This is a genomic window from Leeuwenhoekiella sp. CH_XMU1409-2 (assembly GCF_037029365.1).
In the GTDB taxonomy this organism is placed as follows: Bacteria; Bacteroidota; Bacteroidia; order Flavobacteriales; family Flavobacteriaceae; genus Leeuwenhoekiella; species Leeuwenhoekiella blandensis.
On record NZ_JAYMEI010000004.1, the window covers coordinates 119929 to 136537 of the forward strand.

A 16609-nucleotide genomic window follows, 5' to 3' on the forward strand; every position below is an offset into this window, starting at 1 on the left:
ATTAGAGATTCAGATTACTCAAATTTAGACATTTAACAGTACTCTGTGCGCGCTTCCAGAATATGTTAAGACTTATTTGTGATTATCCAAATATTGTCTCGATGATTGTTAAAACTAAAGTGACCATACTATTGATTTTTTGATTGTTAAAAATTTATCTGACCACAAATACGGAAGTAAAAACAATATCTACAAGGTTTTCATCAAATATTAATGTATTTAAATACAGTATTGTAATTAAAAAAATGCGTATTCTAAAAAAATAAAACCCCAACAGTTTAATCCGCATTTCAATCGTCAATTAAAAACGAAGTTGAAGTTTATAATTAAAACATTTCAAGACGTTATTTAAGTACTTTTCAAATTCTCAAGGCAAAAAAGCGCTCTTTTTAATTGAAAAAATTGATTTTCATCTTTTTGAGCACAAAAAAACCGATGTTAGTAAGTGTAACATCGGTTTTCAATTTTGATTGATGAATGGGTTATTTTAATCCTTTTTTGATTTCTTAGTATTGATCTCAATAACACCTTCTGTGTCATCATCTATATACTTTTTATACTTCTTTGTTGGCTCTTTTCCTTTTAGAACACTTATAGATTCGATGGTTTTTATATCTATTGATTTAAAGTCAAAGTCTTTATCTTCGATTACCTTACCATCAATAACAAAAATTACGTTTGAAGCATGCTGCGGTTGGCGCACTCTGTAATATATGTTTTGAGATTGTTTGTTATTAGCATTGCTATACTCTGAAGCATTTATAGGGCGCTCTCTTTGTACAAAAACACTATCTGCCTCCAGAAGCATCCGTTCTTTCAATCTAATACGCAGTTCTTCTTCACGCTCCTGCATTTCAGCACGGCGTTCTTCCATACGTGCTTCAATTTCTTCTTTGCGTTTTTCCATTTCAGCCTGGCGCTCTTGCATTCTAGCCTTCATTTCTGTGTTCCACTCAGTAGAATCCTTCAGCTTTTCCATCATTTCCTCTCTACGCACCATCATCTCTTCTCTATGCTCTTCCATTTTAGCACGTTGAAGTTCCATTTCTGCGCGGCGTTGTTCAAGTTCTTCTTTAGCCATTGCACTGCGCTGCACTATTGAATTCTGACCAGATACCACTCCAAAAGTCCCATCTGCACTTCTATAAACAGCGATAGGTATGATTGCGTTTTCGTCTCTGTTGTAACTAGCCGAAGCTTTATTCCCGGTTTTGCGATCCTCAACCTCAATTTTAATTCTTGAGATTTCTCCTGCATCATTATATTTCAGTCTAGAAAATCGCATAGCTACATCATACTCGGTGTCTAACTCACTCACGATAGCTTTGATCTCACTTTCAGAAGTTGACGGTGTTATGATCTTTTTAAAAGGCTTAGATCCCGATCGCTGCGTTTTTTTAGAAGGTTTGGCCGGAGCATCTTCTATAATCTCCGGTAAACTCATTTTCGCTGTACTTTGAGAAGGCGAAGACAAGGCATTTTTAACCTTAGCATCTAATACAAATCCTTGTACACCTTCTTTTGTAATGAGCGTCTTTGTTATTCCGTTTTTAACGTCTACGATTGCTATACTGGAATCATCATAACTTAATGCATACTCAAATGCTTCGGTTTGCGCGTCTTCAGCTTTTAACTCCAGATTCTTTTTAAAATCATTCTCTCCTTCAAATCGCGTATAAATGGCAAAGTCGGTAATTGTCCCCGATGCATCACGCTGCACTTCTTGTATTTTTAAATCTACCTGAGGAATTTCAGTTTCAAAATACTGCTCTATTGCCAACAGTTCTTCAGCATTACTTGAGGAAGTTAAATACATTACAGCAGCCGTGTTTTCTGTAGTCGACAATGCCCTTTCTGAAGTGTACTTGATCTCTTCCTTTACGTTAAAACTCCACATAAATGCGCCAAGGATGGGCACGACGAGGAGCATTTTCCATTTTCTAAATTCGCTTGATGATTGCTTGTTTAACATAACTATTCGTTTTTTGATGAATGATTGATAAAAGGAATTGGTCAAAGCCGGCGCCAGTTTGGGCGCTGCTACCTTAACCAACGCGAGTTGGTAACTTTTTTGATTTTGAACTTGATTCACGGTCGCAGCATCGGCCAGATATTCCAGATTTTCTATTACCGCGTTTTTATAAAGCCAAGCCACAGGATTGAACCACTGTGCCGTAAGTGCCAGCTGTACCAGCAAAACGTCTATACTATGATTTTGACGGGCGTGTTCCTGCTCGTGCATAATGATCATCTCCAGATCTTCTTCAGAATGCGCGCGCGCATCGAGCACAATGGTATTAAAAAATGAAAATGGAGAATCTAAACCATCAACCTGTACAAACCGAAAACCATTAGAAGTATATTGTCTTGATGATTTTATAAATGAGAAAATCTGATAAAGTTTTCTCCCGAAAGCAATCAGCATAACCGCCAGTCCTATCCCATAAATTAGTGCTGCTATTTGCCAGAAATCTACACTTGGTTCATTTGAAGCATTTACAGCTACCTGCGTATTTGCGTCAGATAAGAAATCAAAATCCATCGCAGGCATTTCTTTATAGACCGTTCGCTTTAACACGAGCAACGGAGCCAAGAAAGAAGCGACTATTCCGGTTAACAGGAACTGTCTGTTTGATCTAAAAAAGGTTTCATCTTTCAATAAAAAGATGTAGATCATATAAAAGAACAACAGTATCACACCGGATTTAAAAAGGTATATGAGTGCTTCCATCTTATTTTTTATTTTCTATGATTTCTAAAATTTCGCGAAGTTCATCTGCAGTGATTTTTTCTTCCTTTGCAAAAAATGAAACCATGTTTTTGTAAGAACTGTCAAAAAAGCGTCGGGTCGCTTCATTCCAAAAGCGTTTTCCATAAGCTTCTCTGCTAATTACCGGGTAATATTGATGTGTTTTTCCAAAAGCCTTGTGCCCCACAAAACCTTTTTCTTCAAGATTACGCACGATTGTAGAAACCGTGTTATAATGCAAATTCTCATCCTCTAAACCTGCCTGAACCTCCTTTACAAAGGCTTTCTCAAGCTTCCATATAATGTGCATTATCTCTTCTTCTTTATTGGTCAATTTTTCCATCTGGAGGTTTTTAAGTTGATTCTTGGTGAACTAATTAAAAATATAAAGAACTAAATCTCAACGAGCCTTTATACATATTTCCTTTCAACAAACATAAAACGAAAAAATTAGTTACACAACTATTTTTATAGTTATGTTAGGGTTTTGCTTTTTGATGCGGTTTATTTCATGCAGATATTATCCTATTGTTTAACTTAGACAACCGCAACTTTTACCCTATTTTTACAAAAACAGCTAACCTTTGGATCTACTCGAAAATTTCAGAATACTCGATCTTGTCGATATTGTTTTGGTGGCTACCCTACTCTACTACTTATATAAACTGGTAAAGGGAACTGTCGCCATAAATATTTTTCTGGGAATTTGTATCATTTGGGTGATGTGGAAAATCACACAATTGCTCCAGATGGAAATGCTGAGTACCATTCTGGGACAGTTTATAGGTGCTGGAATGTTTGCACTTATTGTGGTTTTTCAACAGGAAATCAGAAAGTTTCTACTTATGATTGGGTCTACCAATATTGGTCGTAAGACAGGCCTTTTAAAACATATCAAATTTCTTCAAGACGAAGCGCAAGACACTTCTAAAACAAAAGTTGAAGAAATCATTGATGCCTGCGATAAAATGGGACAGACGCGTACCGGAGCGCTAATTGTAATTCAGCGAACCACACAATTAGATTTTGTCAAGCAAACGGGAGATCAAATGAATATAGAAGTGAATCGTCCCATTCTTGAAAGTATCTTCTTTAAAAATTCGACACTACACGATGGGGCTGCCATAATTGAAGATAACACGATTGTCGCCACACGGGCAATTTTACCGGTTTCTAATGAGCGTAATATTCCTTTGCGTTTTGGCTTACGACATCGCGCTGCAGTAGGCATTACTGAAAAAACAGATGCGGTTGCATTGGTAGTGAGCGAAGAGACCGGAAACATTAGTTACCTTAAAGATGGTGAGTTTGTCTTATTTAAAAACTTAACCGAACTTATTGAGATTTTGAGAAAGGACCTTAGCTAAACTCCTATGAAAACCGAGAAATCAGATAGCAAACTCGTTGTTGTTGATTATTGCAGAAACTGCTTGAAAAACCTTCCTCCTAATGCGGCTTTTTGTGACAGTTGTGGTGGCAAAATAATCAAGAATCGCATCACTTTTAAAAATCTTCTCGAGGATTTTAATGATCGGTTTTTGAGTATTGACGGCGCCTTCCCTAAAACATTTCTAGCGCTTTTTACCAAACCTGAAGATGTTATTGGAGGTTACATCAACGGGGTAAGAAAAAAATACATTTCTGCATTTGGCTATTTTGCTTTATCACTTTCTTTTGCGGGTATTTACGTGTTTGTGATTAAAGAATATTTTATAGACGATTTTTTTGATGAAATGGCAGTACCCGCTACTCAAAATCAAATTCAGATGAATTTGGTCAAAAAAATAACCCTTGGCTTAACAGAATATCAAGCCTTATTGAGCATACTTAGCATCCCTATTTATGCTTTAATTTCACGCCTTGTTTTCTGGAATTACAAACAATTCAATTACTTAGAGCATATGGTGATCTACCTCTATGCTTTTAGCCACATCAACCTTACTTTTTATGTTCTGGTTATTTTAACCATGTGGTCGTCTTCTTTATATAGCATGTTTAGCTTTCTGGCGATGTTTGCCTATATTTTCTATACATGCTATGTACTTAAGCGCCTTTATCGTTTAAATATGTTCAACCTTATTTTAAAAACCTCCTTGTTTGCTGTAATCGGGAGTGTTTTCTTGATCATAATTTCAGTGATCTCCATTGCCATTATGGTTAAAATGGGAATGTTTGACGAACTTTTTGAAAGTATAAAGCAAGCCGAAGCTAGCAAAGCTTAAGCCGGCTCTTGATTGGCTGCAAACTGCACCTCGTGCAGATTGCGATAATGACCGTTCTCTACTTGTAGAAGTTCTTTATGGCTTCCCATTTCAACGATCTGACCTTTTTCCATCACGATGATTTTATCTGCTTTTTTGATGGTTGCAAGACGGTGCGCAATCACAATAGATGTACGGCCTTTCGTGATTTTATTGATGGCTTTCTGAATTAAATATTCACTGTTAGAATCTACTGATGAAGTGGCTTCATCTAAAACCAGAATACTTGGATTGCTCACATAAGCTCTTAAGAATGCGATAAGCTGACGCTGACCACTAGATAACATGGCTCCGCGTTCTTTTACATTATAATGATAGCCATTAGGCAAACTGCTTATAAATTGATCTACCCCAATCGCCTTTGCGGCGTCAACGACATCTTCTTCACTGATTTCAGGGTTATTGAGCGTGATATTATTCAAAATAGAATCAGCAAATAAGAATACATCTTGTAATACCACTGCAATTTCAGAACGCAAAGAAGCCACCTGAACATCGCGAATGTCAACACCGTCTATCTTAATGGTACCGCTGTCTATTTCATAAAAACGTCCAAGAAGATTAATGATCGTAGATTTTCCGGCACCGGTAGAACCTACAATTGCAACCGTCTCTCCTGCTTTTACTTCAAGATTGATTCCGCGTAAAACTTCTTCATCCTGCACATAACTAAAACGCACATTCTCAAAACTGAGATCACCTTTTATTCCGCTTAATAAATGCGTGCCATTATCTTCTATACGGGCTTCAGTTTCTAGAATACCAAAAACTCGATTTGCTGCCACCATTCCCATCTGCAGTGTATTGAACTTATCTGCAATTTGACGTAAAGGCGTAAAAAGCATTTGAGAAAATTGAATAAACGCAGTAACCAGACCTATCGTGATCACGTCGCTTTGTGCTGCTCGTAAACCACCATACCACACGAGCAAACCAATGGTTATTGAAGTGACCATTTCTGCTATGGGAAAAAAGATTGAATTGTACCAGACCGTCTTATTCCAGGCCTTCATATGCTTTTGATTGATCTCATTGAATTTCTTACGTTCAACCGCTTCACGCGAAAAGATCTGAACGATTTTCATTCCGGTCACACGCTCCTGAACAAACGAATTAAGATTGGCGACTTGCGTACGCACTTCTTCAAAAGCTACTTTCATTTTCTGCTGAAAAACGCGCGTCGCATAAAGAATAAACGGAAGTATCGCAAAAACGATCAATGACAACTGCCAACTCTTATAAAGCATTACTCCTGCAATGACAAGCATTTTAAGCAGATCACTTATAATCATAAACAGCCCCTGACTGAAAATACTCGCAATGGTTTCAATATCATTTACGGCACGAGTTACCAGTCTTCCTACAGCAGATTTATCATAGTACTGCATTTTGAAGTAGATCATATGCTTAAAAAGCTTGGTACGAATATCAAGCACCACTTGTTGTCCCAGCCAGTTGGCAAAGTAGATAAACAGCAGCTGAAAGATAGATTCTCCCAAAAGTACGAGTAGGCTCAACCCAATATAGTAGATTAGGTTATCCATATCTTTGGGCTGCATCCCTTCATCAATCGCATACTCGATATATATGGGTCTAAGTACAGCACAAATAGATATCAATACTGCCGATATCGCAACAAAATACATGCGTACTTGATACGGCTTGGTATAGCTTAAGAGCTTTTTAAATAAGCCAAAATCAAATGCATTTCCTTTACTACTCGCCATATTTTTCAAAAATTTCTTTAGGGTAAGCCACTTCAGTGAGATATAAACCGTGCGCCGGAGCCGATGCCCCAGCCTCAGATCGTGTTCGGCTAGCTATAATAGTTTTTAAATCTTCAGGCTTTAATTTGCCCTGCCCGATTTCAAGCAGCGTGCCTACTATTGCCCGCACCATATTGCGTAAAAAACGATCTGCAGAAATACTAAATTTCAATTGCGCACCATCTTGATCCCATCTCGCTTCAGTAATCTCGCAAATGTACGTTTTAACGTCTGTTTTTGAACGGCTGAAACACTTAAAATCTTGTCTTCCCAAAAGGAATGCAGCTGCTTCATTCATCGCATCAACATTCAAAGGTTTTTCAAAGTAATAGGATTGATTGACCAAAAAAGGATTTTTGCCCGTATGAATTTTGTATTCATAACTTCGACGTACCGCATCAAAACGCGCATGCGCTTCGGCAGAAACCGGCTGTAACGCGTTTACAGCGACAGCTTCCGGCAAAAAACGATTCAACCTAAACTTTAAATGCGATAAGGCTTCAACGGAATAAGACTCTTCAATCTCAAAATGTGCAAAAAGCTGTGTCGCGTGAACGCCGGCATCTGTGCGGCCGGCACCAACCACAGCAATTTCAGACCGTAATAAAGTTGATAAGGCTTCCTCTAAAACCTCTTGAACCGTAATACTTTGTGGCTGCCTTTGCCAGCCGTGATATAATGTTCCGTCGTATGCTATCTCAATGAAATACCGCAAGCCTCTTGTTTGTGATTGAAGGTGCAAAGATACATCTTTGTAGCAGCTCTGAAAGTAGAGCCTGCTTGATACTTTTGTTATGAAAAAAATACTTTTACTTAGCGACACGCACAGTTACATCGATGACCAAATTTTAAAACATGCTAAAGCAGCAGACGAAGTTTGGCACGCAGGAGATATTGGAGATCTCGCAGTCACTGAAGCTTTAAAAAATGCAGCACCTTTAAGAGCGGTTTTTGGTAATATTGATGATCACGAGATCAGGAAGGAATTCCCTTTGAACAATCGGTTTTCTTGCGAGGGGGTTGATGTTTTAATTACGCACATAGGCGGCTATCCGGGCAGATATTCTCCGGCAATACGAGAAGAATTAAAGGCTGATCCTCCTAAATTATTTATTTGCGGGCATTCGCATATTTTGAAAGTTATGCCAGATCGCAAATTGAATTTACTTCATATGAATCCCGGAGCTATTGGAAAACATGGTTTTCATAAGGTACGTACGATGCTTCGGTTTACAGTAGATCAAGGCAAGATTGATAATCTCGAAGTCATTGAGATGAAACGCTAAATGAATTACGGCAGAAAAAGCGCTCAAAGCATGCGTTATAGAAACAAATCTTCAATTCTAAAGTAATCTGAGCGTATTAAAATTCAATGAAGAATCCTATAAAAAAACCTGCTAGTTGGCATACTAGCAGGTTTTTCGCACTAATTAACTAAGATAGTAGGTCTATCGCAACCGGTCAACAGATTTTACAAGATCCTCATCCCGCTTGATTGCTTTGTTGGCCAAAGCGATAAAAACGATAGAAATGAGGGGAATAAGCATCCCAATACCTTTCTCTGGGGCCGCCGCCCCTCCAGATAAGAGTTGTGACTGGTAAACCAATACACCTAGCAAAATAAAGTTCAATATTATATTAAGTCTGCCCAGAACAAACTGAAGCTTTCTATTTTTAAATAAAAAAATCGCAATTAACGATAAGAACGCGCTACCAAAAAACATAGCTACCAACTCTACATGATCTACAGCGTAAACAGGCGCTCCGTCTGTTGTGCCATATACCGGAATCGCGAAGTGCAAACCAGCGGCAACAAGAGCTGCAAGAAATAAGTAAATACTTTGTATACGTTGAATCATTGCTTATGTATGCATTGCGGGTGACAAAAATAAAAACTTCTTTTAGACTAGAGCCAAATAATTAAAAAATATTGTTGTATACTTGTATCCATAATGGTAACCGCTTCTATGTAGGTTACTTATCTTGCCAAAAAAATTATTAGATCTTCTCTCAAATTTTTTTGTTCGCATTCAAACCAATTCAATTACAGAATTTCATACCTATAATTAATGTTTACTATTTCAGAATTAAAAGCTAAAAAGCTGCCTGAATTACAAGAAATCGCAAAGGGATTAGACATTCCTAAATACCGATCGCTCAAGAAGTTAGATCTGGTTTATAAAGTTCTTGATCATCAAGCCGCAGACCCCAAAGCGGTTGCAGAAGTTATAGAAGAGACTTCTTCTGAAACCCCTACAAAATCAAAAGCGCCTCAAAAGAAAACTCAAAAAAGCGCCCCTAAGAAAAACACCCGCTCAGCATCTAATGACGAGAAAAAAGATTCTTCTAAGGACACCCCTCAAAAAGAATCTTCTCAAAAAAACGAGACTAAAACCAGCGGTAAAACTGAAGAAAAAACCGAAAAGCCACAGCGCAAACCAAGACAAACAAAGGCTTCTTCAGACAACGACAACACGAAGCAATCTGACAACAACAGATCAAAAAATAACCGCTCTCGTAAAGACAACAATTCGAATTCAAATAATAATTCGAATAACAATAGAAATTCTAAGGACAACAACTCGAATAACAACAACAATTCGAACAGCAACCGCAATAACAACAATCGCAACAACAATAACTCGAATAATAACAACGGGAACAAAGACACCCGTAACCGTTACAGAGAGCCTGATTATGAGTTTGACGGCTTAATTGAAAGCGAAGGTGTTCTTGACATTATGCAAGACGGTTATGGCTTTTTGCGCTCAAGTGACTATAATTACCTGTCGTCTCCAGATGACATTTATGTCTCACAATCTCAAATTAGATTGTTCGGTTTAAAAACCGGAGATACAGTTCTTGGAGTTATTCGCCCTCCTAAAGAAGGTGAAAAGTATTTTCCTTTGATCAAGGTTTCAAAAATCAATGGTTTGGACCCAAGTGTGGTACGCGACCGTGTTTCTTTTGAGCATTTGACTCCGCTATTCCCTAAGGAAAAATTCAATATTGCTGAACGTCAAAGCACGATCTCAACACGCATCATGGATTTGTTTGCTCCTATCGGGAAAGGACAACGTGGTATGATCGTATCACAACCTAAAACCGGTAAAACGATGCTTCTAAAGGATGTTGCCAATGCAATCGCAGCCAACCATCCTGAGGTTTATCAAATGATCTTACTTATCGATGAGCGCCCTGAGGAAGTTACCGATATGCAACGTAACGTAAAAGGTGAAGTTGTTGCTTCAACTTTTGATAAGGAAGCTCACGAGCACGTACGCGTAGCCAATATCGTTCTTGAAAAAGCAAAGCGACTGGTAGAATGTGGTCACGATGTGGTTATTCTTTTAGATTCTATCACGCGTTTGGCTCGTGCTTACAACACGGTTCAGCCGGCCTCTGGTAAAATTCTGAGTGGTGGTGTTGACGCCAACGCGCTTCACAAGCCAAAACGTTTCTTTGGTGCTGCTCGTAATATTGAAAACGGAGGTTCTCTTTCAATCATCGCTACTGCGCTTACTGAAACCGGATCTAAGATGGATGAAGTAATTTTTGAAGAATTTAAAGGAACCGGTAATATGGAACTTCAGTTGGATCGCAAGATCGCTAACCGAAGAATCTTCCCTGCGATCGACTTGACTTCTTCAAGCACGCGCCGTGATGACCTGTTACTTAATGAGAACGCCATTCAGCGTATGTGGGTGATGCGTAAATATCTTGCAGATATGAACCCTATTGAAGCTATGGAATTCATCAGCGATCGCATTAAACAAACTAAAAACAACGAGGAGTTTCTAATCTCTATGAACGGGTAGAAACTAATCTCATCTTAAATGTAAAAGCGGCATCTTATCGGGTGCCGCTTTTTTTGTGCTCTTATTTAGGCTAAGCAAAACTCGCACAATGCAAGAACCACTTAACATCGAAAGAACTATACTATTTAAAATGACTTTCAGCAACCGATTAATTCGTATTACTGAAAACAAGCATACAAATATATAGACAACAAAAAAACTCCCACGCAATTTGCGAGGGAGTTCTCTTAATTCTTAAACAGGACTTATTAAAGCGCGTTTACGTGCTTTGCAAGTTGAGACTTTAAGTTAGAAGCTTTGTTATCGTGAATGATATTGTTCTTAGCTAACTTATCGATCATAGAAACTACTGAAGGAAACAAAGTCTCTGCTTCTTTCTTATCAGCTTCACGTAATTTTTTCATTGCATTACGTGTAGTTCTACTCTGGTAGCGATTTCTTAAACGCTTAGTCTCGCTGTTTCTAATTCTTTTTAAAGATGACTTGTGATTTGCCATTACCTTGCTCTGTTTTAAATTGTAGCCCGTAGGGGAATCGAACCCCTCTTACCAGGATGAAAACCTGGCGTCCTAGCCGATAGACGAACGGGCCATTAAGTTTAATAACGCTCACACATTAGGTGTGAATCTTTTTCGTAGTCCGTAGGGGAATCGAACCCCTGTTACCAGGATGAAAACCTGGCGTCCTAACCCCTAGACGAACGGACCATTATTTTGCTTAATTGCGGATGCAAAAATACACATATTTTATTACCGCACAATAGCAAAACAAACTTTTTTTAAATTAATATGCTTTTGCAAATAAAACACGCATTTTAGCGGGTTTCCCACTATAAACACAAACACCTTCTTCCTCTTTAACATTCAAAGGAATACAGCGTATTGTCGCTTTAGTTTCGGTCTTTATGCGCTCCTCAGTTTCTTTGGTTCCGTCCCAAAAGGCACTTACAAATCCGGTTTTATTCTCAAGAATATCTTTAAACTCATCATAAGTTTCTACTTCGGTAATATGCGTATCTCTAAAGCTCTTAGCCTTATCAAACAACGCCTTCTGCATTTCAACCAACAAATCCTGTACGCGACTTACGATATCGTCTTTAGAAACCGTCTCTTTAGTTAGTGTATCTCTACGTGCTAATTCTACAGTACGCTTTTCTAGGTCACGCGGTCCAATTGCGATTCTCAACGGAACGCCTTTTAACTCATACTCATTAAATTTCCATCCCGGTTTATGTGTATCTCTATCATCAAACTTCACACTTATTCCCAAAAGTTGTAATTCGCGTTTAAGCTCTTTTGCAACCTGCGAGATAGAATCTAGTTGCTCTTCCCCCTTATAAATAGGAACGATCACCACTTGAATAGGTGCCAATTTAGGCGGAAGCACCAATCCGTTATCATCGCTATGTGTCATCACTAAAGCCCCCATCAATCGTGTAGAAACTCCCCAACTGGTTGCCCAAACATGTTCTTGCCCACCTTCTTTAGTAGCAAACTTTACATCAAAAGCTTTTGCGAAATTTTGCCCCAAAAAATGCGAAGTACCAGCTTGCAAAGCCTTTCCGTCTTGCATTAAAGCTTCGATACAATAGGTTTCTAAAGCACCTGCAAAACGTTCACTTTCGGTTTTTGTACCGCGTACTACCGGAAGCGCCATAAAATGCTCAGCAAAATCAGCGTACACACGCATCATTTGTTCAGCTTCGGCAATAGCCTCGTCTTTAGTTGCGTGAGCAGTATGCCCCTCTTGCCATAAAAATTCAGCTGTGCGTAAAAACAAACGCGTACGCATTTCCCAACGCACCACATTTGCCCATTGATTTACTTTAATTGGTAAATCTCTATACGATTGAATCCATTTTCTATACGTATCCCAGATAATCGTTTCTGAAGTTGGTCTTACGATAAGCTCTTCTTCTAGCTTGGCTTCCGGATCAACAATGATACTTCCATCCTCATCATTCTTTAATCGATAATGCGTAACAACAGCACATTCTTTTGCAAAACCATCTACGTGACTCGCCTCTTTACTGAAATAGGATTTAGGAATAAATAGCGGGAAATACGCATTCTCGTGACCGGTTTCTTTAAACATGCGATCCAGCTCTGCTTGCATTTTTTCCCATATAGCATATCCATAAGGCTTGATTACCATACAGCCTCTAACACCGGAATTCTCGGCTAGATCTGCCTTAACAACCAGTTCGTTATACCATTTTGAGTAATCTTCTGCTCTTGTGGTTAAATTCTTTCCCATAATTATTTCTTTGGCACAAATATTGTGTCTTTATAAATGATTTTAAAGTTTTGCAACAAGTTTGTTAAATGCACAAAATTGACGGCAAAACTAGCTAAATTTACAATGTATAACAATAAATAACTGATGATATGCGCGGCTTGACAATTACTTCAAATACACTTTTAAAACCTGCTTTAGGTTTACTTGCGCTTGTAGGGTTAATTTCTTGCGGGCCTTCTCAATATACAATGAACGACAGCATTTACGGCGGTCGATCAACAGTTTATGAAGAGCCTACCCAAGAAGTTGCCAGCACTACTGCAAATGGCGGTGTATATGCAAATTACTTTAATCAAGGTGCTGCAGATCTAGATGCTGCACAACAGTCAGGAGATATTTTTACAGACATCGATTCATACAGTTCGAATTCTGAATATACAACTGAAGAAGCAATACTAGATGAAGGTTTAGCTTATCAAGCACAACCGGGTTGGGGTGATGTCGTTGACGACATTACTATAAACATTTATCCAAACTTTTATAATCGTATAGGTTTTGGCGGATTTTACAGACCTTTCTGGAATACCGGTTGGGGCTGGGGTGGCTGGAGCTACCCTAATAGCGGCTTTGGTTGGGGCGGCTGGTGGAATCCTTACAATGGCTACGGCTGGGGCGGTTGGGGTAACCCATATTTTGGCTATGCTTACAACGGCTGGGGCTTTGGCGGTTGGGGTTATCCATATGGTGGATGGGGCTTCGGCTGGAATGCACCTTTCTATGGATATTATGGCTACAATATTTATTTTGGAGCTCCATTCATTAGAAACAGATACTACGCAAGATACAACACAGGTAGAGTCGCTTATTCTAATTCAAGACGTGCAAATAGCCTTTACAGCAGCAGGTCAAACGCCAGAAGTTCTGCAACACGATCTTCGCGTAGATCTAATGTAAACTATGCAAGAACCAGCAGAACTTACAGCAGAAATAATGTTGGTGTTAATACCAACCGATTAAGCAGAAATTCGAGCAATTCTTCTCGTGCTACTAACGCAACACGTACTTCTAGCAACTCTTCAATATACCGAAGTAATGCCCGAAGAACCTCTAGTAATACCATTACCAGAAATTCTAGCAGATCTTCAACTCCTGTACGCGCAACACGCTCTAGCACTTACTCACGAAATTCTGTAAGCACTCCTACAAGATCATCATCTAGATCGGTTAGAAGCTCTACCCCTACACGAAGCGCTTCACCAGCAAGATCTAGCGGTGGTGGACGTAGTAGTGGCGGCCGTAGTAGCGGTGGTTCATCACGAGGTGGCGGTCGCGGAGGTCGCGGATAAAATTCTGTTTGATATTTTCAAATTAAAGAGATGAAAAAATTACTCACACTCCTAATTATTGGGATAAGTGCTCAATACACTTTTGCTCAAAATGTAGCAGACGCCGTGCGCTATAGCACTCAAAACATCACAGGTACTGCACGATTTCGCGGTACCGGTGGCGCCTTTGGAGCGCTTGGTGGTGATGTTTCTGCGATTAATGTAAACCCGGCAGGTTCTGCAATATTTAACCGAAGTTTTGTATCGCTATCCTTATCCTCAGATACTTTTGATAATCAAACGTATTATAATGATGGCATTACTGCAACTGAAGATTCAGATCTTGACCTGAATCAGTTTGGCGGCGTATTTGTATCGAATGGAGCCGCTGGATTACGCAAATTGACTTTCGGCTTTAATTACGACCGCACTACCGATTTTGACAATGGCTTTATTGCTTCCGGCACGAGCAACAATTCCATTTCTGATTATTTTTTAGGTTATGCACAAGGTACTTCTTTAGACCTCTTGGAGCTACAATCTGACGAAACCATTGATGATCTATATCAATATCTAGGAGAAAGTGCAAGTTTTGGTGCCCAACAAGCCTTTCTAGGTTATCAGGGTTACTTAATCGATCCTGTTTCTTCAGACCTAAGCAATACGGAATACACCAATGCACAAAATGGAAACACATTTGATCAAGATTATCAATACACAACTTTTGGTAACAGCAGCAAGTTTTCGTTTAATGCTGCAGCACAGCTGAGTGATCAATTTTATTTAGGACTTAATCTTAACGCACATACATTTGATTTCACAAGGAATACCATTTTTTATGAAAGCAATACAGGCACCAACAACGCCGTAACTAACGTGCGTTTTGATAATGAATACAGAGCTTTTGGAACAGGAGTTTCTGCACAGTTTGGAGCGATCTATCACGCTTCTTCCAGCTTGCGTTTGGGAGCATCTTATGACACACCTACCTTTTACACGATTTCAGAAGAAACTGAACAATACCTATCGACGGCAGGAGCAAATGGCAATATTATTCTCGATCCTGATGTTATCAATATTTATGAAGACTACGATCTAGTAACACCAGGAAAATTAACCGCTAGCATCGCTTATGTTTTTGGACAAAGAGGCTTTTTAAGCTTTGATTATTCTTATCAAGATTATGGCTCAATTCGATTTAGACCTGATAGCGATCCCTTTTTTGATGATCTGAACAATCAAGTCAACAACCAACTAAAACCAGTCTCCAGCTTTAAATTAGGAGGAGAATTCATCGCCAGCAATTGGAGTTTTAGAGGAGGATATCGCCTTATTGAAAGCCCTTATGAAAATGAATATACTCTTGGAGATATCACCGGGTACTCTTTAGGTATTGGATACTCTTTTGGCAACACCAGAATTGACGTAGCTTACGACTGGGCAAAACAAGATCAAAACCCATCGCTTTATGATGGCGCATTTACAAATACAGCATTTATTGACACTATAAATAGCAGTATTTTGGCTTCGGTATCTTTTCAGCTTTAGATAAGTAGTAAAAAGATTTTTATGATTAGATAAATTAGACCTTCTGAAAGCAATTTCAGAAGGTCTTTCTTCTTAAAAACTAGAAAGCAGTAATTCATAAAATGAGTGCTTTTTCTTGAGTATTTTAAATTGTTAATTTAACTATCTTTGCAAGCCTTTAGCCCAAGCGGCGACTAATAGCTCTATGAAAATGAATATTGAGAACGAAGAATTGAAAGCAATTGACGAAATAGGTGATAATCACCACAATACATCGGCAGAAACTCCGTTAAGAGACGATGCCTTCGAGCTGAGCGACTCTGAAAAGATCGAATTAATCAAAGAAGATGTGACACGCATTATGCAAACTTTAGGTCTGGATCTTGAAGACGATAGTCTTAAAGGAACTCCTAATCGTGTTGCAAAAATGTTTGTAAACGAAATTTTTGGAGGTCTAAATCCTCAACGAAAGCCTAAAGCGTCAACGTTCAAAAACAACTATAAGTACGGCGAGATGCTTGTAGAAAAAAACATCACCGTCTATTCTACCTGCGAGCATCATTTACTTCCTATCGTAGGAAGAGCACACGTAGCTTACATTTCTAACGGAACCGTCGTAGGGCTTTCAAAAATGAATCGTGTGGTAGATTATTATGCAAAACGTCCTCAGGTTCAAGAGCGCTTAACAATGCAAGTGGTTCAAGAACTTCAAAAAGTTTTAGGCACAGAAGACGTAGCTTGTGTTATCGATGCAAAACACCTTTGTGTCAACAGCCGCGGAATTCGCGACATTGAAAGCAGCACGGTCACTAGTGAGTTTGGCGGTAAATTTAAAGAAGAAGCGGTTAGACGTGAATTTTTAGATTACATCAAACTTGAAACTCCATTTTAATCTTACTTTTCTATTTTTAAGATTTTAGAACTC

Annotated in this window: 14 protein-coding genes and 2 tRNA genes; 7 read left to right on the top strand and 9 right to left on the bottom strand. The window is 38.8% G+C overall.

The annotated features are described in order from the left end of the window. Positions 1-487 precede the first annotated feature (487 nt). Positions 488-2731, bottom strand: coding sequence for a M56 family metallopeptidase (locus WA338_RS05690; protein ID WP_336092608.1), 2244 nt, complete (start codon positions 2729-2731; stop codon positions 488-490). A 1-nt stretch (position 2732) separates the two neighbouring features. Next, positions 2733-3092, bottom strand: a complete 360-nt coding sequence (locus tag WA338_RS05695) for a BlaI/MecI/CopY family transcriptional regulator (protein ID WP_009779260.1) — start codon at positions 3090-3092, stop codon at positions 2733-2735. A 241-nt stretch (positions 3093-3333) separates the two neighbouring features. On the opposite strand from WA338_RS05695, the gene cdaA reads away from it, so the two are divergent. After that, positions 3334-4116 carry a diadenylate cyclase CdaA gene (gene cdaA / locus WA338_RS05700; RefSeq protein ID WP_009779259.1) on the top strand — a complete coding sequence of 261 codons (783 nt, stop codon included), beginning with the start codon at positions 3334-3336 and terminating at the stop codon, positions 4114-4116. Between the two features lie 6 nt (positions 4117-4122). Then, entirely contained in the window at positions 4123-4971 is an 849-nt protein-coding gene (locus tag WA338_RS05705; protein ID WP_272984632.1) for a DUF3667 domain-containing protein, read from the top strand. Here WA338_RS05705 and WA338_RS05710 read toward each other — a convergent pair. Beyond that, positions 4968-6737, bottom strand: coding sequence for an ABC transporter ATP-binding protein (locus WA338_RS05710; RefSeq protein ID WP_272984631.1), 1770 nt, complete (start codon positions 6735-6737; stop codon positions 4968-4970). The genes WA338_RS05705 and WA338_RS05710 overlap by 4 nt on opposite strands. Further along, positions 6727-7518, bottom strand: a complete 792-nt coding sequence (truA, locus tag WA338_RS05715) for a tRNA pseudouridine(38-40) synthase TruA (RefSeq protein WP_286991898.1) — start codon at positions 7516-7518, stop codon at positions 6727-6729. Before truA ends, WA338_RS05710 begins: the two co-directional genes overlap by 11 nt. Positions 7519-7570: 52 nt before the next feature. Between truA and WA338_RS05720 the strand changes: the two genes are divergently transcribed. Continuing rightward, positions 7571-8062: a metallophosphoesterase family protein gene (locus tag WA338_RS05720; RefSeq protein WP_272984629.1), complete on the top strand. Its 492-nt coding sequence runs from the start codon at positions 7571-7573 to the stop codon at positions 8060-8062. A gap of 162 nt (positions 8063-8224) precedes the next feature. Here WA338_RS05720 and WA338_RS05725 read toward each other — a convergent pair whose 3' ends face one another. Beyond that, entirely contained in the window at positions 8225-8635 is a 411-nt protein-coding gene (locus WA338_RS05725) for a DUF4293 domain-containing protein (protein ID WP_272984628.1), read from the bottom strand. Between the two features lie 210 nt (positions 8636-8845). Between WA338_RS05725 and rho the strand changes: the two genes are divergently transcribed. After that, complete coding sequence (gene rho, locus WA338_RS05730; RefSeq protein WP_272984627.1) at positions 8846-10594, top strand: transcription termination factor Rho; 1749 nt, start codon at positions 8846-8848, stop codon at positions 10592-10594. Between the two features lie 248 nt (positions 10595-10842). On the opposite strand, the gene rpsT is transcribed toward rho, so the two are convergent. From rpsT to proS, 4 genes are all read right to left on the bottom strand, one after another. Next, a complete protein-coding gene (gene rpsT / locus WA338_RS05735; protein WP_009779252.1) occupies positions 10843-11091 on the bottom strand; it encodes a 30S ribosomal protein S20 in 249 nt (82 codons plus the stop codon). Positions 11092-11113: 22 nt separating this feature from the next. Next, positions 11114-11185, bottom strand: a tRNA-Glu gene (locus tag WA338_RS05740). Between the two features lie 44 nt (positions 11186-11229). Next, a tRNA-Glu gene (locus WA338_RS05745) sits at positions 11230-11301 on the bottom strand. Positions 11302-11377: 76 nt separating this feature from the next. Beyond that, complete coding sequence (gene proS, locus WA338_RS05750) at positions 11378-12850, bottom strand: proline--tRNA ligase (protein WP_272984626.1); 1473 nt, start codon at positions 12848-12850, stop codon at positions 11378-11380. 131 nt (positions 12851-12981) lie between these two features. Between proS and WA338_RS05755 the strand changes: the two genes are divergently transcribed. The 3 genes from WA338_RS05755 to folE all read left to right on the top strand — a co-directional run bounded on the left by WA338_RS05755 (position 12982) and on the right by folE (position 16576). Further along, entirely contained in the window at positions 12982-14178 is a 1197-nt protein-coding gene (locus WA338_RS05755; protein WP_272984625.1) for a hypothetical protein, read from the top strand. A 30-nt stretch (positions 14179-14208) separates the two neighbouring features. After that, positions 14209-15705, top strand: a complete 1497-nt coding sequence (locus tag WA338_RS05760) for an OmpP1/FadL family transporter (protein WP_009779248.1) — start codon at positions 14209-14211, stop codon at positions 15703-15705. A gap of 190 nt (positions 15706-15895) precedes the next feature. Continuing rightward, positions 15896-16576, top strand: coding sequence for a GTP cyclohydrolase I FolE (folE, locus tag WA338_RS05765; protein ID WP_009779247.1), 681 nt, complete (start codon positions 15896-15898; stop codon positions 16574-16576). Positions 16577-16609 lie beyond the last annotated feature (33 nt).